Here is a 19,954-nt window from a genome sequence, read left to right as displayed (position 1 = left end):
AAGTACCGTGTTCCAGGTTGATGTACATGGGGAAGACCTTGCCGGAGCGCGTGTCCATTTTAATCATACCGATCTGTTCACCATGCTGAATGCCGTTCTTCCAGTCCTGTTTTACGAAGACTAATATTTTGTGGGTGACTACTTCATGAATGATCGCATTGTAGCGGAAATTAAAATCACGCAGCAGTGCGGGATCGGGAGGTGTCATTTCAAAATAAACCAGGACCTCCTGGTATTTTCCTACATTAGGATCAGTATCTGTCGTCATCCGGATGCTGTCAATGGTAGTGGACCATTGACGGTCACCGGACAGTGCGCGTATATGTTGCTGAAAATAGGTTATAAAAAAAGGATCGTTGATGTTTGCAATCCGGGTCTGCTTAATGGCACTGGCGAGTTCCAGCATCGGCATTTTAGCTTCGCCTTTGATGCTGAGGTCCAGTACAGATAAACTTACGATTGAGTTAGGCATGGGGTGTGCGAAGAGCTGCTGCCCGCACAATAGTAATAAAATGCAAGTTAAAAGTCTCATGCTATAATAGAGGGGGGTGAATCAAAAGTAATTTGAGTTCCATCGGGTAAATTTACTTTTGATACAACCCCCATTTTTAGTTTATCAAAATCAGTTTCCACCGTAGTCTGTCGACTTATCTCTCCATACCGAGTGTGGATGAGTGCCGGAGAGTACAACCCCGTTCTGGCAGGAGTATTCAATCCATACAGACGGACCATCAATGCGTGCATAGTCATTACGTGTAGTCATCCCGGTACTACCGGAATAAGAGATGTACGTCTGATCCAGTTCGTTGGTGTATTTAGTCATTATAGTGCTGGTATCTGCCACGTCGGCTACGTATGTTCTGATAGCAGCTAATACGAGGTTTTTCTGCGCCGTAGTCAGGTTGCTGCAGGCGATACCGGATTGAGTGGATGGAAACGCATCGTCATTCTGCGGACCACATACGAGGTCGCTATAGGTGCCGCTCAATTTGGCAGTTGATAATTCTGATGAGGAAAGGCCGGTGAGCATAGCAGTGAGTGCTGCCTGTTCCTGTTGGATAGGTTGATTGCTGCTGCCATTCCAGGTGAAGGTAGCGAACGGTTCTACCCCTCTGAAAGAAGGAGTGGCACCAACGAGTGTACCGTCAGTATAAGTATTGGCAAAGGCAGTGTGGTGACCACCATATTGGATTTCAAAGGTACCTGAAGTGGCAGGTGTACCTAAGAAAGCAATATAGTAATTAGCGGCACCGTAGTCAGAACCACCGCCATTTTCGTTGAGGTATTCATCAGCATTGAGCAATTGCTGCAGTTCGTCCCAGCCTTCGTTGGACGTGGTACCGGCAACAGCTTTGATCAGTGCTTTGGCATACTGGATTTGTTCAGTAGTCATGGAGCCAAAGTTGAGGCCAACCCTTTTGTAAGCACTGGAAACCAGGGCCTGTGGAAAGTTAGACCACTTGATGGCGTCTGATTTACTGTAACTCAATTGCACAGTGGCTAACTGCGCGGAGGTTAGTGTGGCCTTGAAGGCATCGGCGAGACAGATGATTTTGTTGATGCCTGTTTCGCTGTCACAGCTGGTGACATCGATAGGGTCAGGATTGGTGTCGTCTGTGCTGGTAGTAGTGGTAGTAGAGTCCGAGGAGGTGCTGCCATCGGAACCGGAATCTTTGCCGCACGATATCATGATAGAACTTACAGCAAAAGCAAGACAAAGGTGTTTGATTGTTACTTTCATATGGCGATTGTTTGTATCAGACGATTTCTATTACCGACCCGTCGCGAATACGAAAGTTTAATAAAAGTGAGGGAATGTTTGGTTTGTATCCGAAATAGTAATAAAAATATAGGCGCTTGCCGGGAAAATAATACGGTACATTTCTATGGCGCGTTAGAATATTTTTGTATATTAGTTATCGATATGAAAAACTGTATTCCATTGTTAATCCTCCTGTGCCAGGCAGCCTATATTCATGCACAGCAGATAATAACCACACATGCGTCACAGCATTCATTTTCATTACCGGAAGTAATCTGTATTGATCAGCAGGACGACTGGCTGGTAAATAAAGCTGCGGAGTTGCTGCGGGCAGATATGCTTGCTGTGACGGGGCGGGAACCGGAGATTGTGCATCAGCCGGATGGGCGGCCATATATATTGATTGGTACTATTCATTCTTCATTTCACCTGGATACTGCGGGTTTGAGTGGGAAATGGGAAGCGTTTCGCATAGCGGCATCCCCGGGGAAGGTCGTCATATCAGGTAGTGATAAGAGAGGCGCAGCTTATGGTGCGCTGGAACTATCCAGGCAACTGGGTGTATCGCCCTGGTATTGGTGGGCAGATGTGCCGGTGAGGAAGAAAGACAAGGTATTTGTACAGGAAGGGACTTATGAATCCGGACCACCTTCCGTGCAGTATAGAGGGATATTTATTAATGATGAGGCACCGGCATTTTCCAGGTGGACGCGTGAGAAATTTGGCGGGTTTAATCATCTTGTATATGAGAAGGTATTTGAGTTATTGCTGCGGCTACGGGGAAATTACCTGTGGCCGGCAATGTGGGGAAATGCGTTTAATGACGATGATACATTGAATCCTGTATTGGCAGATAAATGGGGGATTGTGATGGGAACCAGCCATCATGAACCAATGCTGCGTGCGCAGGCGGAATGGAAGCGATATGGGCATGGAGCGTGGGATTATGTGGCGAATGATAGTGTGTTGAGGGCATTTTGGAAAAAAGGGATTGTTGCTATGGGGAAGCATGAAAGCATAGTAACGATAGGGATGCGTGGAGATGGGGATTTGCCGATGAGCAATGAGACGGCGACGGGCTTGCTGGAAAGAATTGTGCGGGATCAGCGGGCGATCATTAGTGATGTGACGGGGAAGCCGGCAACGGAGACGCCGCAGTTATGGGCGTTGTATAAGGAGGTACAGGATTATTATGATCAGGGCATGCGGGTACCGGACGATGTGACATTGTTATTGTGTGATGATAATTGGGGAAATATCAGGAGGTTGCCGGATCCTGCGGCAGCGAAGCAGAAAGGTGGGTATGGGATTTATTATCATTTTGATTACGTGGGAGACCCCAGGAATTATAAATGGGTGAATACGAATAACCTGGCGAGGGTGTGGGAGCAGTTGCATTTAGCGAAAATGTATGGAGCGGATAAGATATGGATTGTAAATGTGGGGGATTTGAAGCCGATGGAGCTGCCGATATCGTTTTTCATGGATTATGCGTGGAGGGCGGGTTCGGGAGATACGATGAGGGATTATTATGGGGAGTTTGCGGAGGAGAATTTTGGGGAGGGTTCCCAACGGGTTGCGGGTGAGAATTCAAGTGGAGGAAGGAATGAGAGGGATAGTATGAAGGTGGGGGTTGCCAGTAGGTTTGCTGGTGATTATTCCAGCCATGATATTGGCGGTTACCTGCGGCAGTATAGTGAAATGGCAGCGAGGCGGAAGCCGGAATTGCTGGATGAGTCAAGTTATACATTAAAACAGTACAAGGAGATTGTAGGAGAATGGGAAGAGCTGGTTAAAAAAGTACGTTTACAGCCCTACTCAGCTGCTTATTTTGAACTGGTACAGTATCCTGTGGAGGCGATGTACAATCTACACAGGTTGTATTATGCAGTGGCACTGTATAAGAGCAACCGGGTTCAGAATAGCGCATGGGCGGATAGTGCGCGGGTGTATTATATGCGCGATTCACTATTGACAATAGCCTATCACCAGGTGGCTAATGGGAAATGGAATCATATGATGGACCAGACACATATTGGGTATACTGGTTGGCAGGAGCCCCCGGTCAATAAAATGCCAGATTTGGCAGGGCCGTATAAGGAGCCGGTGGTGCCTGAAATTTATAAGCGAATAGCGGCAACAGATTATGTGTCGAAAAGTGGAGATTGGGTGCATATAAGAGGGATTGGAAAATTTGGAGATGGTATTACCAGCTTTGCTAAAAAGCGATCATTGGGAGATAGTACTGCCAGCTTTGCTGATAAGCATTCATTGGGAGATAGTGCCACTTATCACAGTGCAAGAGCATCGGCAAAGTATGTATTTGAAGCATCGGGAAATACTAATATTTATCTTAACTTCTCTCCCACCCTGAATTTCACGCATGGAAAAGGATTGTGGTTTACATATTCCATTGATGGTGGCAGGGAAATAGGAACGACTATAAATGCCCATGATGATAACAAAGAGCTTTGGAGCAAATGGGTAGCTGATAATATCATCCAGGTAAAACTCTCACAGACATTTAAACCCGGAAAACATGAAATTGTATATTATCAATATTCACCGGGGATTGTTTTACAAAGTATTGAACTTGAAAATTATTGACTTATGACCCGCATATTAGTTATTTGTTTATGCGCATGCCTCCAGGGGATGGCGCAGCCACTGGTAAAGCATATTTATACAGCAGATCCCTCTGCACATGTGTTCAATGGCAGGATTTATATTTACCCTTCGCATGATACGGCGACAGGTGTACCGGAAGATGATCTGGGTAGTCATTTTGATATGAAAGACTACCATGTGCTATCATTGGATCATGTAGGTGGTAAAGTGACAGATCACGGAGTGGCACTGAACATAAAAGATGTTCCCTGGGCGAAGAAACAATTGTGGGCGCCGGATGCAGCATATGCAAACCATACCTATTATTTATACTTTCCAGCAAAGGATAGTTCAGGTATATTTTATATTGGCGTGGCCACCAGCAGTAAACCGGAGGGGCCGTTTAAAGCAATGGCAACACCGGTTCCAGGAAGTTATAGTATAGATCCCTGCGTGTTTAAAGACGAGGATGGAAGTTTTTATATGTATTTCGGAGGTATATGGGGTGGGCAGTTGCAAAAATGGGATCACAACCATTATAATAACCAAGCGGGGAATCGTAGTGCGAATGAGTTAGCAGTATTGCCCAGGGTAGCGAAACTGAAGAAGGATATGAAAAGTTTTGAAGAAGAAGTGAAAGAAGTGGTGATACTTGATGAGCATCTGAAGCCTTTTTATGAAAAGGACAATGATAAGCGTTTCTTTGAAGCATCCTGGGTACATAAGTATAAAGGGAAGTATTACTTTTCTTATTCAACCGGCGATACACATAATTTGTGTTATGCGATTGGTGATTCGCCTTATGGACCGTTTATTTATAAAGGCATCATCATGACGCCGGTAACGGGGTGGACTACGCATCATTCTATTGTTGAGAAGGATGGGAAATGGTATTTGTTTTATCATGATGTAGAGTTATCTGGTAAGACTTATTTGAGAAATGTGAAGGTGAGGGAGTTGCATTATAAGGAGGATGGGAGTATTGAGGCAATACATCCTGAAAATGATCATTAATCAATACGGATAAAAGCTTATCATTAGTAATTATTCAGTACCCGTAAAAGGTTATCGTAGCAATTGTTTAATACTCGTAAAAACTGACCTGCTGTATTTCCCAATTATGCGAAGGAATCCGGATATGTCTTCCCTGGTGTGTCTGATCACCATTCAGCCGCCTGCCAGGCAGCCATTTCCCATTCCTGAAGGTACCTTCTTCTGCCTGTAAAATCCCGGCATTTTTAACTGTAATAACAATACCCGTACCAGCAATAATAAAAGCATCTTCACCTGTCTGGATGATAACTCCACCGCTGAGCGGCCAGTCTTTAAACGCTGTCCAGCCAAGCGTTGCTTCGTGTGCCACCGTGAAGGTATATTTACCTAAATGTATTTCCTGTGGGATGCTGCTATCCGGAAGGATTCCCTCCATCGGGTATTTATATAGAAAAGGGGATAATTGCTGCAGCAGTGCATAGCTTTTTCCAAGGGGTTCTTCTCCGGGATGATCAGTAGATTCAAATGAAAAAGGAGAGAATCCAATTGCTTTGTAATGCCCTATCGCGTATAATGCCTTCACAGCATCAGCAGATTCAAACCGAATTTCAGGAATGAATAATGAATTGTGCTGCCTTGTATACAAATCATTATATTCTTTGAAAAAGGGATTGTAAAAGTCAGGTGATAACAGATCTATTGCAGGCGCACCTGCCTGCCAGATGTCCATCAGGTGTGGTAATGGTCCGCCTGATGGATAAGCACCAGGTTGCACATGCCTGTAATTCAGGGCAGCATTGACAAAGAATGGCAATGGATATACTGCCTTACCGGCACTGGCTACTTTATTGGTGTACACCGCATAATACCATGCCTGGAACAGCTCTTCCGTAGCAGTGCTTTTGCCAAAAACAACTTCCCAGCTACCGGTAGTTTTGAAGCCCTGTTGGCCCCAGTGTTGACGTAATTCAGGTACCAGGGAATCTTTATGAGCTACCAGGTATTGCATCAACGCATCCGGAACAGGACTGGTAAATGCCTGGTTGGCCGCAGGTGTATATTCTCTCGGGGCACCCAGCATACCGATTTCATTTTCTACCTGTACCATCAGGACAGTCTGCTCCTTTGCATCCAGCTTTTTCACATGTTGCATCAGGGCCGTAAAGGCATGTATATCTGCCTGTACATTATTCTCATCAAAGGCAGAAAGGATTTCGAGATCAGCGCCGGCACGGGGAAAGCGTTGTATATCTTTTTTGACCCAGGCAGGGGCATAACAACTCATGCTGTTTTTCCAGCTGCCGAACCAGAGTAATATGAGGTGAAGGTCATGTGCACGCGCCTGGGTGATCAGGCTGTCTACCAGGAGAAAATCGAATTTCCCTTCTGTTGGCTCCAGTAATTCCCAATAAACGGGAATGAGGACTGTATTGAAGTGCATGGCCTTTGCTTTTTCCCATATAGGGGCCATGTAAGCCAGGCTGGAAGCACTGCTATTGCCTACTTCGCCTGCGAGAACAGGCATAAAAGCCTTTCCCCCCTGCACCAGCAAAGATTGCGCTTTGCTGATACAAGGGAAAAAAGTCATCGTTAACAACCAAAATATCATTCTCATTAATAACCGGAATTTTGTGCGGAAATACCACCATCTGCCAGCGCAGGGTTATTATCTATTTCTGCCTGTGGAATAGGCAATAACTCATCCCTGTTCTTCCTGAAATAACTGATCGGGTCTGTACTGAAATACCCCATTTTTCGCCATCTTAAAATATCGCGGTTACGCACCTCCTCATCGCCCAATTCAACCGTTCTTTCATGCATAATCGCCTTAGTCACCTGCTCCTTTGACCCCGTTGGAAACTGGGCTGTCGGATAATGCGGCATCGCCACAGACGGCCGATCCCTCACCATGTTCAGGTAGTTCACAGCCCCCGCCATATCACCCGTTTCATTGGCACACTCCGCCAGCATGAGCAATACATCTGCATAGCGAATGATACGCTGATTATTGCCACCAGGATGATAAGAAGCAGTGGACAGGCTTTGCTTATAGATGAGCATGAACTTGCGCCAGCTGATTTTCTTTGTCACCCCATTTACGGTAGATGAGTTCCCATTTTGCATTGCATCGGTCAGCACATCCGCATTGTTATTGAAAAGATCACCCGTTTCATACACCGTCCATTTATACCGGGGATCTGTTTTAGCTGCACCCGTAGCGGTGTTTTCAAACTCATTCAGGAATTTATTGGAAGGAATCAGGTTGCGCCATGCCAGCGGACAATATTCCTGGTTACGAATAGTAGATTGTGAATTCCCGGCACCATCACCAGTTCCGCCCCAGTCAAAGGCATTATCACCTTTATCTACAAAGACAGCTTCCCAGATCGATTCTGCATTGAATTCCGTCTCTTCGAGGAAGTTATCATTGTAATTATCTACCAGGCGATAGAGATTGGAATTAACCACCTGTAACAACGCGGCTTTAGCCGACGCATAATCGCCTTTCTGCATATACACCCGGCCCAGCATGGCATTGGCAGCGCCGGCAGTCACCCGGCCCAGATCAGAAGCCGAATAAGTTGCACTCAGTTTTCCGGCAGCATCTGTCAGGTCCTGGATGATCTGGTCATAGACCACCGTTTCAGCTGCGCGGGGTTGGAACTGGTCAGACTGGCTCACAACCTGCGTATACACTGGTACCGGCCCCCAGAGGGTCACGAGTTCAAAATAGGCCCATGCCCTGAAGAACTTCGCCTGTGCCACGCACTGGTCGCGTACCGCATCGTTATCAGTGACAAGTGGCGCACTGCCAATGACGGTATTGGAACGATGAATGACAATGTACAATCCCTGCCAGACAGCACTCATCACCGCATTATCTGCTGTGGTGGCGCCATTCAGGATCTGACCACGGGGTACTTCCAGCTGACCGCCGCCGGAAGAGACGTCGTCGCTACGCAGGTCATGCACGAAAAACCACTCACGGCCAATGAGCGTGCTGGCGTGGAAGGTAGAGTAAATGGCATTGGTACCACTCAACAGCTCTGTGCTGTTTTTAAAATAATTATCGAGGGTGGCATACGCCGGATTGGTTTTGTCAAGGTCTTTTGTACAGCCCATTCCACCAAGAAGCAGACAGGCGATGAATATATACTTATACATGTTTTCAGTTTTTAAACGTAATTAAAATCCTACCTGTAAACCGAGCTGGAATGAACGGGCTGCGGGGTACTGCCCATAGTCAATCCCATTGGTAAGCGTGGTATTTTTTGAACCAATTTCCGGATCCCAGCCCTTGTACTTCGTGAACGTGAGCAGGTTCTGAGACGACACATACACCCTGAAACTGCTGATATAGCGGATAGCACCATTGCGAAGTGTGTAACCAATCATTAGGTTCTTTAACCGCAGGTAGGAACCATTTTCAATCCAGCGGTTAGACACCCGCAGGTTGGTATTAGGATCGCCACTGATAGCACGGGGAATATTTGTATTCGTATGTTCCGGCGTCCAGGCATCCAATACGGCTGTACCTGCACCAAACAAGCGGGCCATGCCCTCGCGCAGCACACGGGTACCATTGAAGATCTTATTGCCCTGCACCCCCTGGAAGAAAACAGAAAGGTCGAACTGGCGCCAGTTAGCATTGTAGTTCAGGGAATAGGAATATTTTGGAATGTAGGAACCCAGGAAAGTGCGGTCTGCCGATGTGATAGCCCCGTCACCATTCAGATCTTTGAACCGGATATCGCCAGGAGCGGTACTCTTGGCAGGATCATTACCAGGAAGCTGAACCGGCCCTTTATCTACTTCTGACTGGTTTTGGAAGATACCGTCAGTCACATAACCATAGAATGACTGAATTGGCTGTCCGGCTACAGTACGGGTTATATTACCATTTCCGAAGTCAGCATCAGAACCGGCATCGATCGTAGCATTAGGGGTATTCAGGTGAAGAACTTTATTCCTGATAAAACCAATATTCGCATTCACATTCCACCTGAAAACACCCCTCCGCTTGTTGTAACCCAGTGCAAGATCTACCCCTGTATTCTTCATGCTGGCGGCGTTGAGCTGGGTACCTTCGCCGCCATAGCCGAAACTGAGCGGGGTAGGAATAGTTAGAATCAGGTTGTCTGTCATACGGCGATACCATTCTGCTGTGAAGGTGATGGCATTATCAAAAAGGCCCAGGTCTACCCCCACATTGACCTGTTTGGTTTTTTCCCATTCCAGGTTCGCGCTGGTCAACTGGTTATAATAAGATGCATTGCCGACAGAAATCGTATTGCCAAACGGATAGGTAGCTCCATTAGCCTGCACAATGGCCTGCCAGGGATATTCATTAGCTAAAATAGAGTTTTGTAATGCAGGGAAAATACCGATTGCATTCAGCCCGGTGACGCCCCAACCACCGCGAAGTTTCAGTTCAGAAACGGCGGTAACTGGTTTCATAAAGCTTTCCTGGTCAATACGCCAGCCGACAGAGAAAGAAGGGAAGCTCTGAAATTTTTTACCGGGCGCCCATACGGATAGACCATCCCGGCGAATAGCGGCACTCAGCAGGTACTTTTCTCCAAATTCATAATTCAGACGGCCGATATAAGATTGAATGAGTGTAGCAGTAGTACTGGAATATGCAGAAACGTTCGTAGCACCTACCAGTGTTTCGATGTCATTGGTACTTTGGTTCCCTTTTTGTGATTCACCAAAGTTATTGGCGGGCTGTCTTTCAAAGACAGCGATGGCATTGAGGTGGTGCCTGCCAAAATATTTATTGAAAGTCAATTGTTCGGTGTAGAGTAAAGTGGTTCTGTTTGCACGTTGATCAGTAATGGTGGCCACCGTTGAATTTCGGCCTTTGTCATTATAGATGGGAACGAACTCATGCTGGTACTGACCGGCGTAGTCTGCACCAAATACAGAACGGAAACTCAACCATTGGGTAAAGTTGACCTGTGCATATACTGTACCTAAGAGTTTAAAAATCTTGCGGTGGGCATCGCCTAACAATAAAGCATCTTCAACCGGATTGGTAGGGTCAGCTCCATCCACACTGTTTTCTGCATTGCGGAAACCACCCTGTGTAGTCGGATCATAGACTGGGAGGTAAGGAAGAGAACGGATCACGTTTGCCAGGCGGGTTCTGTTGCCAGAAGTATTGTCGTACCGCTGATTGGAATAAGCGAGGAGCAGGTTCTCTCCTACTGTAAACATGTTACTGATATGATGTTCTGAATTGATGCGGAAATTGCCACGTTCATAATTAACCCCCTGCGCGATCCCTTCCTGTTTGAAGTAACCGCCGGACATATAGTAGTGTGATTTTTCACTACCACCACTCACAGAGAGGTTAGTCTGGGTGAGCAGTCCTTTTCTGAAATATGCATCCTGCCAGTCGGTATTGGTCTGGGCATAAGTCTGGGAGGTGCCATCGTAAATGGGAGAATTCCAGTTTGCATCTTCAAGACGAGGTGGTTTGGCAATGCCAGCGGCGCCATTGAGCGCGCGTTCATATTGAAGATATTGCTGCGTATTGAGCAGGTCGATCTTTTTCCAGGCGTATTGTACACCTGTGTAGGTGTCAAGCCGGACGTCGGGTTTAACACTGGTGACACCTTTTTTGGTCGTAATAATAACGACCCCATTGGTGGCACGGGAACCATAGATAGCGGCGGCACTGGCATCTTTCAGTACTTCGACGGACAATACGTCTTTGCTGTCAAAGCTGGAAAGGTTGGAAGTCGGAAATCCATCGATCACGTACAAAGGATCGGAGGCATAACTAATGGAGCTGATACCCCTGATCCGAACGATAGGATCTGTACCGGGAGCCCCATTGTTGGTGACAGTCACACCTGGCACACGGCCTTGCAGGGCTTGCTGCACACTGGCTACAGGCAGTTCATTGAGTGTCTTACTATTGACAGAGGCTACGGAACCAGTGAGGGAACTTTTCTTTTGGGTGCCATACCCGATCACAACCATCTGGTCCAGGTTCTGTACGTTTGGAGCAAGGGTAATGTTATATTGGGCACCAGGACTGACAATGAGTTCCTGGGTATTGTAACCGATAAAGGTGAATACCAGGGTTTCGCCATTGGCGGCAGTGATACTGTAAGAGCCGTCGGGCGCAGTGACGGTACCGCGGTGGGTGTTTTTGATGGCGATAGAAACACCGGCTAGTGGGTTTTTGGCATCATCGGCGACTTTTCCTTTGATAGCTTGCTGGGCGCGAATGGTCAGCGGAAACAAGAAAACCAGGAAGAGGGGAACATACAGGATCCTCTTCAATGCCTGCGGCAATGAATGTTGCTTCATAACGTTGGGGGGTTTAATAAAATAAAATGAGGACGTGACAACAGGTCAACCAGGGTTTTCTTTCCGGGCTACAATTTTTTCTAACGGGAATTGTCACATCAGATACGACGTGATGTAATTTAGGGATTTTTTTGGGTTAAATGTCGATTGGACACTATGATTTTTTAATTGGCCAACAGGGGGTATTTGGGACAGGGAGAAAGAAAGCCTGCTGCGTCGCTGTAAAACGGCGCAACAGGCAAATAATTATTTTATGTAATGTGCTTTCAAATACTGTTTTATCGGTGTAGGTTTCCTTCCCAACAATTTCTCCAGGTCATTTGTCACCACTTCAAAATCACCTTGTTTAATTGCTGCAGCAAAACCAGTACTAATCATAATGCCCATTTCCGGCACACCGATTTCCTTCATATGCTTTTCAAAAGCAACCGGGTCTACATCTGTATAACCAATGTGTTTACCAGACACTTCTGACAGTATGCCCGCTACATCAGTAAATGAATACAGCTGATCGCCGGTAAGTTGATAGGTCCTGTTCTCATGACCTTTGGTCGTCAGCACCACAGCCGCGGCATCAGCCAGATCAGGGCGGTATACATAAGGTACTTTACCAGCACCTGCAGGGTAATGAATACCCGTGTTCAGTGCCTGGTCGCCGATGTAAAAAGGAATCACTTCTGCATACAGGGTATTACGCAGGAAGGTGTAGGGAATACCGCTTGCCTTAATATAGTCTTCAGTCTGGAAGTGAGATACCATCAGTGCTTTTAGCGGACTTACAGCTGCCTCTTTCATGGTCACACCGGTGTAAGCAATTTGTTTTACACCTGCTCTTTTAGCAGCGTCTACAACATTGCTGTGTTCCTGCAGTCTTTCCAGAGAGAGACCAGAGATGAGGAGCACCTTGTCTACGCCTTTCATCGCATTGTCCAGCGATGCGATATCATTATAGTCGCCAATACGGATATTGAGGCCGAGTTTTTTAAGTTGTTCAGCTTTCTGTTCGCTTCTTACAAATGCGGCCAGTTGGTTAGCAGGTACTTTCTTTAACAAGCTACTGATGACAGCTGAGCCGAGGTTTCCGGCCGCTCCGGTTATTAGTATCATATTTCCTGTTTTTGATTTTTATTTATCAAAATTAGGAGAAGAGGTTTACAAATAGTAACCCATTACCTTATAGTAACTAGTTACTTATTTGTAACTGATTGGTAATGTTCCTATTTTTGTTGAAAAATAACTACAATTGAAAACAGATCTTCCACCGGGAGTAACACCTACACTGACACCAGAGTGTCATTCGATGATTATTGGAATTAGGGATACGCAGGAGTTGCTGAGTGGAAAATGGAAAACGGAGATTATTGGGGCGTTGTATTATGCGGGAAAAAAGCGGTTTATGGATTTGAAACGACACTTGCCAGGGATAGCGCCCAAAGTATTATCGAAGGAATTGAAAGACCTGGAAATGAATCATCTGATCAGCAGAACAGTGCTGGATACAATGCCGATTACGGTGGAATATGAATTGACCACGCAGGGAAAGAGTCTGAATACGGTAATTGAAGCCATGGCGATATGGGGAATTAATTACCGGAAACAGCTGTTTGACAGATAGTTATTTTTTTCTCGGTCTGAGCGCCAGGGTGAAGACTAAAGAGAGAACGAGTGCAACGGTGATGATAGGTGGGATTTTAGCCCAGGTGAGTGGTGGATCACTGATCCATCTGTAAATAGTACCTACGGCTATAGAAAAAATGAAAGTGACAATAAATGATTTCATCCTGTAAAAATAGAAAAAAAAGATCATGCCTGCGTCAGCCACTCTAAAAACTGGGATACCTTCTCCCTGCTAATTGTAATCGTCTCGGGCACAGGTATAGACAATGTTACTGACAACTTCCTGGATAAATAACTTGAAGCATCCTGCACAGCCTTTCTATGAACCAGGTACTGCCTGTTAGCACGAAAAAACAGGGGCTCTGTTAGTTTAGACAGTTCTTCCATATTCTTATTTAATGGATACGTCTTCTTATCGAAAGTTGTGAGATAGACAATTCCATTTTTCAGGTAAAAAAACGCAATGGTATCTATTGCCACAGGAAAAATCTTATCCTTTTGATATACTAATACCGCACCCGGCTCGGAAGGTTTCCGATTAATAAAAATTTCTTCCAGTGCTTTGTATGAAGTTCGTTTACCCGTGAAAGAGATATATTTATTAATAGCCGCAGCTACCGCTTGTTTATCAAAAGGCTTGAGGATATAGTCAATACCATTTGCCCGGAATGCATCCAATGCATATTCATCAAAGGCTGTGCAAAAGATGACTGGAATATCTATTTCTACCTTAGAGAAGATTTCAAAACTCAAGCCGTCACCTAATTGAATATCAGAGAATATCAAATCTACCTGCGTGTCATCAGAAAAGTACTCCACTCCTTCCCGCACGGTTCCAATAATATCTACAATCTCTGCTTCCGGAAAAGACTGGGTGATCGTCCTTGCCAGATCTCTCGCTGTTACCTTCTCATCCTCTATTATGACCAGCTTCATTATACAACACTTTTATACTTACTGTAAAGTTATTATTATCCTGGTGGATGATCACCTCATCTGCCGAAAAGATCCGATATCTTTCAACCAGGTTAATCAGTCCCTTTCCACTGTACCCGTCTACCAGCCTTCGCAACTGTAAATTGTTCTGGGTAATGATCCGTCCTTCTTCGAAGTAAATCCTGATTTTCAATGGCGACGCCTCGGTTACTTCATTATGTTTGATAGCATTTTCAATTAAAGATTGTATAGAAAAAGAAGGTACGTACCCATTTTGCAATATTTCTTCAGGAAGCTCAATTGTAATAACCAAAGCATCTTCAAAACGAATTCGTTGCATTTCGATATAGTCATTACACAACCTGATTTCGTCAGACAACCTCGCTATTTTCCGCTGGTGATCAGCCAGTGATGCCCGCATGAAATTTACCAGGTGGGAAAGGTAGGCCTCCCCCGCTTCCACATCTTCCCGGTACAGGCTCTTCATCATGCTCAGGGCATTGAACAAAAAATGTGGATGGATCTGTTGTTTTAATAACAAATTAGCCGACTCCAGGTTCGCAGCTTTTAGTCTTGAATTTTCCAGCTCTGTATTCGCCTTTTCATATTCCAATATAAGCAGGTTCTGAAAGATAGTGACCAGGCCATGGTTCATAGCTGCCTGCCATAGTATAGAGGGGATATCTTCCAGCAGTGACCAATGCGCAGCCTGTACTGGTGAAACCAGGTGCTCTATTGGCGCTGTGCATATAAAGAAGATAACACAAATGGTATAGCCGAGGGTATACCGCAGGATGTTCTTTTGTTTACTATTGGCAATAGGCATCCCGTGGAACATCCATTCATATATATAGATATTGACAATCCCCTGTACCAGGAACCTGCTCCCCACGAACAAAGGATAGATCCATGCATGTTGCCGCCCGTTAAAGATGAATACAAAAATGTAAACAAATGCAGTAATGCATAAGGAAATCAGGAAGGTATACCGGAACAGCTTCTTTTTTAACAGATGGTTTGCCATATAATAAAGGTACTATAATGAGGCATAACACCGTGCATCTCCTGCCGGCGAAACGGACAAAACAGGGTACGAAGCGGCAGGTGACGGCTAATGCTGCAAATTGTCCGGTTCGTAGCGAATGTACTATTCCAGCCCTCGTATAAGCATCACCTTTGCTAAAAATCAAAAAACAATGAAAAAACTACTCGTCATTTCGTTCGTACTGGCATCTACACATTCATTCGGTCAATCATTTGCACAAGGGATTTTTAGCAGGTTGAGTTTCGGGGTTAAAGCAGGGGCCAACTATAGTAATTATGTGAATGCAGATTTTGCAACAGATCCGTTAGTCGGCTTTCATGCAGGGGGAATTGTCAATTTCAGGTTAAACAACAAATTCTCTATCCAGGAGGAGTTTTTGTTTTCTTCACAGGGGGCTAAAATAGCGGATGTGGACAGGAAAGTCTATTACCTCGCAGTACCTTTTTTGATTAAGTATCGTACTAACCTGGGCCTGTATCTGGAAGCAGGTACACAAGCCGGTATGCGCATGCATGAGGATGTAGAGAATTTTTCAAAGCAACTGGATTTTGGAGCGGCTGCAGGTGTAGGGTTCCAGAGTAAAATGGGATTAGGATTTGGGGTAAGGTATGTAGCAGGTGTATCTAAAGCCGGTACGGTTGGCGATTTTAGAAGCGGAGTGGCACAGGGTAGTGTGTTTTACATTTTTTAAGGCAGGAAAAGCGGAGGTCTTAAGGGCCTCCCTTTTTGAAATTGGTGACCTACATCACTTTTATTTGACCACCAGCGCCTGAAATTTGCATTATAAAATTCTAACAATGCTATTCTCAATGGTTTGAATGGGAATACTGATTATAAAGAATAAATATAATGAAAATGAAATGGTTATTAGCTGTTCTCATGGTAATGAGCAGTGGTCTTTTAAAAGCACAGAAGATGAAAATTTTATTTGTAGTGACCAGTCATGCTACCAAAGGCAGCACTGGCGAAAAAACAGGATACTATTTAGGTGAAGTATCTCATCCATGGAAGGTGTTGACAGCAGCAGGATATGAAATTGATTTTGTGAGTCCGCAGGGAGGCAATCCACCTGTGGATGGTTTAGACCTGGAAGATCCGGTAAATAAGGAATTTTGGGAGAATGTAAAATACCAGCAGAAGATTTCACATAGCATGAAGCCTGCGGATGTACGTCCTGGAGAATATGCAGCGATTTATTATGCAGGGGGCCATGGTGCCATGTGGGATTTGCCGGAGAACAAGGAGTTAGCGGCAATTGCGGCGAAGATTTATGAATCCAATGGTGTGGTAGCAGCGGATTGTCATGGCCCGGCGGGGTTGGTGAATATCAGGCTGAGTAATGGGCAGTACCTGGTGGCAGGGAAAAAGATCAATGGGTTTTCTAATGAGGAAGAGGAGATCGTGAAACTGACCCAGGTGGTTCCTTTTTTGTTGGAGGATAAGCTGAAAGAAAGAGGTGGGATTTATGAGCAATCAGGGCCGTGGCAGGTGCATGTAACGGTGGATCAGCGATTGATTACGGGGCAGAACCCGCAGTCCGCGAAGGAAGTTGGGGAGGCTATAAAGGAGCAATTGAAAAAGTAAACCCAGGGGTTGAGGTGGAAGACAGCTTTTGCCTTTGGCAAAAGTTGTTTTCTAAGGAAGGGAAGATTGCAGTTAAAGTTGTTTTTTGAGGATGCTTGCCCCCCCATCCGGGCTTTTCTTTTTTGTACTTTTGCGAAATGGAATATGCCTCTTTTTTACGCGAGCACCTCGAAAACCTGGTACCACTCACAGACGAAGCCTTTGAGATTGTTCTCAACGCCTTCTCCCCTGTCGGTGTACCTAAAAAGGACTACCTCATTAGGGTAGGACAAAAAGTAAATGCTGAATACCTCGTTGTAAAAGGTTGCCTCAAAACAGCCGCCTATGACGATGCAGACAAAGAGCATATCATACAGTTCGCCATGGAAAACTGGTGGGTCTCTGACTATCCGGCCTATGCAAAACAAGGCCATGCGGAGATGGACGTGCAGGCGCTGGAAGATAGCCTTGTATTGAGCCTGACCATGGAAGCCAGGGCGCAGATTTGCCAACAAGTACCACAAATGATGATGTTCTGGGAAAGAAAAGCATTCAGTGGATATGTAGCTACCCAGAAAAGAGTCCTTTCCCTCCTACGCAATTCAGCAAAAGAAAAATATGAATTATTACTAGACCAATACCCGCAATTGTTTCAGCGGGTGCCGAAAAAGATGATCGCTCATTACCTGGGTGTATCAAGAGAAACCCTTAGCCGTTTGCATAAATACGACTGATCCAATCCCGCATGATCCCGGTTAACTTACGCAATTCTTCGTCTGTAATAATATAAGCAGGCATTACATACATCACTTTGCCAATAGGTCTCAACCACGCCCCATTGGCCATCGCAAAGTCGCGGAAACCCACCATCATACTATCTTCTTTCAATTCAATCGCACCAATCGCCCCTATTACTCTTTTATCGGCGATTGCGGCAGACTGAATCTGCTCAAATTCATCCCTGATTACAGCATTTATCTTCGCAATGCGTTCCAGGTAATGATCCCGCTCTATAATCTCTATGCTTTTCAGGGCCACTGTGGTCGCCAGTGGATTCCCCATAAAGGTAGGCCCATGCATCAGCGCTTTATCATACGACTCCCCTAAAAAGCCGTTAAAAACACGTGTGGTAGCCAGCGTAGCCGCATGCCCCATATATCCCGCTGTAAGTGCTTTTCCAATAATCATAATGTCGGGGGTAATACCTGCATGCGCTGCAGCAAATAACTTACCTGTACGACCAAAACCGGTTGCTACTTCGTCCAGTACCAGGAGTACATTGTATTTATCGCATAAGTCTCTCGCCGCCTTCAGGTACAAAGGGGAGTAAATCCGGAACCCACCGGCACACTGTACAATAGGTTCAAGTATAAAGCAGGCGATTTCTGTACTATGCTGCTGCAGCAAGGTTTCCAGTTTAGCCGCCTCTTTTTGAATTGTACCAGCATCCGCATCAAACCCGCCCGCAGGTGTATCTAAAAAATATCCTCTATGCAACACATCCGAAAAAGCATTGGAAAAATCAGAATCATCACTCACCTCCATGGCCTTAAATGTATCGCCATGGTAGCCATTTTTCAGGGATATTATCTTATGCTTGCCGGTATGCCCTGTATTTTTCCAATACTGCAACGCCATTTTCAGCGCTACTTCCACACCCACTGAACCACTATCAGAATAAAATACATGATTCAACCCCGCCGGCGAAATGTCCACCAGTTTATCTGCCAATGCCAATGCAGGCGGATGCGCCAACCCACCGAGCATTACATGCGAAAAGCTATTGATCTGCCCTATCAGTGCATTATTAATGTCAGGATGATTATATCCATGGATCACCGCCCACCAGGAAGAAATTCCATCTGTCAGTCTGCGTCCATCTTCCAGTATCATCTCTGTGCCTTGACCGGCTACCATTACGGGCACCTGCCCGGGATTCTTCATCTGCCTGTAGGGATACCATAATTTCATGGGCACAAATGTAATGTTTTACATAATAATAAGAGCCCGGTATGACTACCGGGCTCATTGCTTAAACCTACAACTGCGTTACACATTTTGTAACTATCAAAAAGGTATTAATGATAAATTCAAATTAATATAAGGTGTCGTATCTACTTTCCCATCAAAGAAATAATGATTCGACTTCTCCCAGCGGCCATACTGCCTGTACATTACCGGTGTCCACAACCCGGCACTCACCCCTGCCAATAATAACTTTCCCAGTCTATATTCTACCCCCGGGCCTGTCTTCAGATCCAGTGTGCTGAAATTCGCATTTCGCGGCACATCAGGAGAACTAAAGTTAAAGAAGGACACCGATGAGGATAAGATCGTACCAAAACTCGCCCAACAGTTTTTACTCAATGTCTTTCTCAATGTCAATTGCTGTGGAATCGTAATATTCAGATCGAAACCATGCTGCAACTGCTTCTGGTATACCAGCAGCGGCACCACCGGTAAGCTGGCAGTAGGATCTATTATCACCTGCGCCCCCACCATCAATGTTGCCTGTGCGGTCTTCTTCAGCATAATCATTCCACTCCCCATCACAGCGTATTTATTGACACCACCGCCATCGCCGGTGTACAGGATCACACTTGCAGAAGAGATAAACATACGTCCAAACAGGGAATCTACCCTTCGATAGGTCGTGGTCAGACCTACTGTATTTTTGGATAATTCGGGATCCCGGATCTCCACCCCTTTTACGTCAGAAAGCTGGAAATTTGACCGCGCATATGTGATAGTAGCCGTCACCATTCCATTCTTTCCCCAGTTCTTTACAGGGAGATTGAGCAGCACTTCTGTACGCCGCTGACCAAAGTCTCCACTTAAAATGCTCTTCCCTTTAAAATTACCTTCCAGCTGGCCCCTGCTGATGAAAGTGGTAGAAATCATCGCAGGTCTTAAATTAGGGTTCTTCAGGAGTGCATCCACGATAATTGCCTTTTTCATTTGTGCTTTGGCAAGGGAGTCCTGTGCCTTCGAAACCAAAGGCAGCACAAGCAGGCAGATGATACTCCTAGTTATGAGCTTCATGGTATACAGGTTGCTTGTTCTTTTGTAAACGTGTCTTCAGTTTATCAATAATCAGGTACATGGCC

At 45.5% G+C, this 19,954-nt stretch carries 17 protein-coding genes; 6 read left to right on the top strand and 11 right to left on the bottom strand.

Annotated elements, in window-relative coordinates:
- Both ABDW16_RS29700 and ABDW16_RS29695 read right to left on the bottom strand, forming a co-directional pair.
- A partial coding sequence (locus ABDW16_RS29700; RefSeq protein ID WP_343674921.1) for a hypothetical protein occupies positions 1-472 on the bottom strand: 472 nt, incomplete at its 3' end.
- 150 nt (positions 473-622) lie between these two features.
- A complete protein-coding gene (locus ABDW16_RS29695) occupies positions 623-1,741 on the bottom strand; it encodes a DUF3500 domain-containing protein (protein WP_343674919.1) in 1,119 nt (372 codons plus the stop codon).
- A gap of 183 nt (positions 1,742-1,924) precedes the next feature.
- Between ABDW16_RS29695 and ABDW16_RS29690 the strand changes: the two genes are divergently transcribed.
- Both ABDW16_RS29690 and ABDW16_RS29685 read left to right on the top strand, forming a co-directional pair.
- Positions 1,925-4,369: a glycosyl hydrolase 115 family protein gene (locus tag ABDW16_RS29690; RefSeq protein WP_343674917.1), complete on the top strand. Its 2,445-nt coding sequence runs from the start codon at positions 1,925-1,927 to the stop codon at positions 4,367-4,369.
- A gap of 3 nt (positions 4,370-4,372) precedes the next feature.
- Positions 4,373-5,383: a glycoside hydrolase family 43 protein gene (locus ABDW16_RS29685; RefSeq protein ID WP_343674915.1), complete on the top strand. Its 1,011-nt coding sequence runs from the start codon at positions 4,373-4,375 to the stop codon at positions 5,381-5,383.
- 67 nt (positions 5,384-5,450) lie between these two features.
- Here the strand turns inward: ABDW16_RS29685 and ABDW16_RS29680 are convergent, their stop codons facing one another.
- The 4 genes from ABDW16_RS29680 to ABDW16_RS29665 all read right to left on the bottom strand — a co-directional run bounded on the left by ABDW16_RS29680 (position 5,451) and on the right by ABDW16_RS29665 (position 12,793).
- Positions 5,451-6,977, bottom strand: coding sequence for a DUF5597 domain-containing protein (locus tag ABDW16_RS29680; RefSeq protein WP_343674913.1), 1,527 nt, complete (start codon positions 6,975-6,977; stop codon positions 5,451-5,453).
- Complete coding sequence (locus ABDW16_RS29675; protein WP_343674911.1) at positions 6,977-8,527, bottom strand: RagB/SusD family nutrient uptake outer membrane protein; 1,551 nt, start codon at positions 8,525-8,527, stop codon at positions 6,977-6,979. Before ABDW16_RS29675 ends, ABDW16_RS29680 begins: the two co-directional genes overlap by 1 nt.
- A 21-nt stretch (positions 8,528-8,548) precedes the next feature.
- On the bottom strand, positions 8,549-11,686 hold the full coding sequence (locus tag ABDW16_RS29670; RefSeq protein WP_343674909.1) for a TonB-dependent receptor: 3,138 nt from the start codon (positions 11,684-11,686) through the stop codon (positions 8,549-8,551).
- 246 nt (positions 11,687-11,932) lie between these two features.
- Positions 11,933-12,793: an SDR family oxidoreductase gene (locus ABDW16_RS29665; RefSeq protein WP_343674907.1), complete on the bottom strand. Its 861-nt coding sequence runs from the start codon at positions 12,791-12,793 to the stop codon at positions 11,933-11,935.
- Between the two features lie 136 nt (positions 12,794-12,929).
- Here ABDW16_RS29665 and ABDW16_RS29660 point away from each other — a divergent pair, with 136 nt between their 5' ends.
- Positions 12,930-13,301, top strand: a complete 372-nt coding sequence (locus tag ABDW16_RS29660; RefSeq protein ID WP_343674905.1) for a helix-turn-helix domain-containing protein — start codon at positions 12,930-12,932, stop codon at positions 13,299-13,301.
- Here ABDW16_RS29660 and ABDW16_RS29655 read toward each other — a convergent pair whose 3' ends face one another.
- From ABDW16_RS29655 to ABDW16_RS29645, 3 genes are read right to left on the bottom strand one after another with little or no spacing between them, the layout of a single operon-like run.
- Complete coding sequence (locus tag ABDW16_RS29655; protein ID WP_343674903.1) at positions 13,302-13,466, bottom strand: hypothetical protein; 165 nt, start codon at positions 13,464-13,466, stop codon at positions 13,302-13,304.
- Positions 13,467-13,489: 23 nt separating this feature from the next.
- On the bottom strand, positions 13,490-14,239 hold the full coding sequence (locus ABDW16_RS29650) for a LytTR family DNA-binding domain-containing protein (RefSeq protein ID WP_343674901.1): 750 nt from the start codon (positions 14,237-14,239) through the stop codon (positions 13,490-13,492).
- A complete protein-coding gene (locus tag ABDW16_RS29645) occupies positions 14,214-15,263 on the bottom strand; it encodes a histidine kinase (protein WP_343674899.1) in 1,050 nt (349 codons plus the stop codon). Before ABDW16_RS29645 ends, ABDW16_RS29650 begins: the two co-directional genes overlap by 26 nt.
- Positions 15,264-15,435: 172 nt before the next feature.
- Here ABDW16_RS29645 and ABDW16_RS29640 point away from each other — a divergent pair, with 172 nt between their 5' ends.
- The 3 genes from ABDW16_RS29640 to ABDW16_RS29630 all read left to right on the top strand — a co-directional run bounded on the left by ABDW16_RS29640 (position 15,436) and on the right by ABDW16_RS29630 (position 17,581).
- Positions 15,436-15,975, top strand: a complete 540-nt coding sequence (locus ABDW16_RS29640; protein ID WP_343674898.1) for a porin family protein — start codon at positions 15,436-15,438, stop codon at positions 15,973-15,975.
- A 164-nt stretch (positions 15,976-16,139) separates the two neighbouring features.
- A complete protein-coding gene (locus ABDW16_RS29635) occupies positions 16,140-16,868 on the top strand; it encodes a type 1 glutamine amidotransferase domain-containing protein (protein ID WP_343674896.1) in 729 nt (242 codons plus the stop codon).
- A gap of 137 nt (positions 16,869-17,005) precedes the next feature.
- Positions 17,006-17,581, top strand: a complete 576-nt coding sequence (locus ABDW16_RS29630) for a Crp/Fnr family transcriptional regulator (RefSeq protein ID WP_343674894.1) — start codon at positions 17,006-17,008, stop codon at positions 17,579-17,581.
- On the opposite strand, the gene bioA is transcribed toward ABDW16_RS29630, so the two are convergent.
- Complete coding sequence (bioA, locus tag ABDW16_RS29625; protein ID WP_343674892.1) at positions 17,556-18,818, bottom strand: adenosylmethionine--8-amino-7-oxononanoate transaminase; 1,263 nt, start codon at positions 18,816-18,818, stop codon at positions 17,556-17,558. The genes ABDW16_RS29630 and bioA overlap by 26 nt on opposite strands.
- Before the next feature lie 96 nt (positions 18,819-18,914).
- A complete protein-coding gene (locus ABDW16_RS29620) occupies positions 18,915-19,889 on the bottom strand; it encodes a DUF6268 family outer membrane beta-barrel protein (protein WP_343674890.1) in 975 nt (324 codons plus the stop codon).
- Positions 19,890-19,954: the final 65 nt, after the last annotated feature.

It is taken from the genome of Chitinophaga sp., assembly GCF_039596135.1.
Classification (GTDB): Bacteria; Bacteroidota; Bacteroidia; order Chitinophagales; family Chitinophagaceae; genus Chitinophaga.
Note: the sequence above shows the minus strand (reverse complement) of the source record. Positions and strands in the feature narration are given on the sequence as shown.

Coding starts and splice junctions, on each gene's coding strand:
- ABDW16_RS29695 (WP_343674919.1), bottom strand. CDS start 1,741: ATGAAAGTAACAATCAAACACCTTTGTCTTGCTTTTGCTGTAAGTTCT.
- ABDW16_RS29690 (WP_343674917.1), top strand. CDS start 1,925: ATGAAAAACTGTATTCCATTGTTAATCCTCCTGTGCCAGGCAGCCTAT.
- ABDW16_RS29685 (WP_343674915.1), top strand. CDS start 4,373: ATGACCCGCATATTAGTTATTTGTTTATGCGCATGCCTCCAGGGGATG.
- ABDW16_RS29680 (WP_343674913.1), bottom strand. CDS start 6,977: ATGAGAATGATATTTTGGTTGTTAACGATGACTTTTTTCCCTTGTATC.
- ABDW16_RS29675 (WP_343674911.1), bottom strand. CDS start 8,527: ATGTATAAGTATATATTCATCGCCTGTCTGCTTCTTGGTGGAATGGGC.
- ABDW16_RS29670 (WP_343674909.1), bottom strand. CDS start 11,686: ATGAAGCAACATTCATTGCCGCAGGCATTGAAGAGGATCCTGTATGTT.
- ABDW16_RS29665 (WP_343674907.1), bottom strand. CDS start 12,793: ATGATACTAATAACCGGAGCGGCCGGAAACCTCGGCTCAGCTGTCATC.
- ABDW16_RS29655 (WP_343674903.1), bottom strand. CDS start 13,466: ATGAAATCATTTATTGTCACTTTCATTTTTTCTATAGCCGTAGGTACT.
- ABDW16_RS29650 (WP_343674901.1), bottom strand. CDS start 14,239: ATGAAGCTGGTCATAATAGAGGATGAGAAGGTAACAGCGAGAGATCTG.
- ABDW16_RS29645 (WP_343674899.1), bottom strand. CDS start 15,263: ATGGCAAACCATCTGTTAAAAAAGAAGCTGTTCCGGTATACCTTCCTG.
- ABDW16_RS29640 (WP_343674898.1), top strand. CDS start 15,436: ATGAAAAAACTACTCGTCATTTCGTTCGTACTGGCATCTACACATTCA.
- ABDW16_RS29635 (WP_343674896.1), top strand. CDS start 16,140: ATGAAATGGTTATTAGCTGTTCTCATGGTAATGAGCAGTGGTCTTTTA.
- ABDW16_RS29630 (WP_343674894.1), top strand. CDS start 17,006: ATGGAATATGCCTCTTTTTTACGCGAGCACCTCGAAAACCTGGTACCA.
- bioA (WP_343674892.1), bottom strand. CDS start 18,818: ATGAAATTATGGTATCCCTACAGGCAGATGAAGAATCCCGGGCAGGTG.
- ABDW16_RS29620 (WP_343674890.1), bottom strand. CDS start 19,889: ATGAAGCTCATAACTAGGAGTATCATCTGCCTGCTTGTGCTGCCTTTG.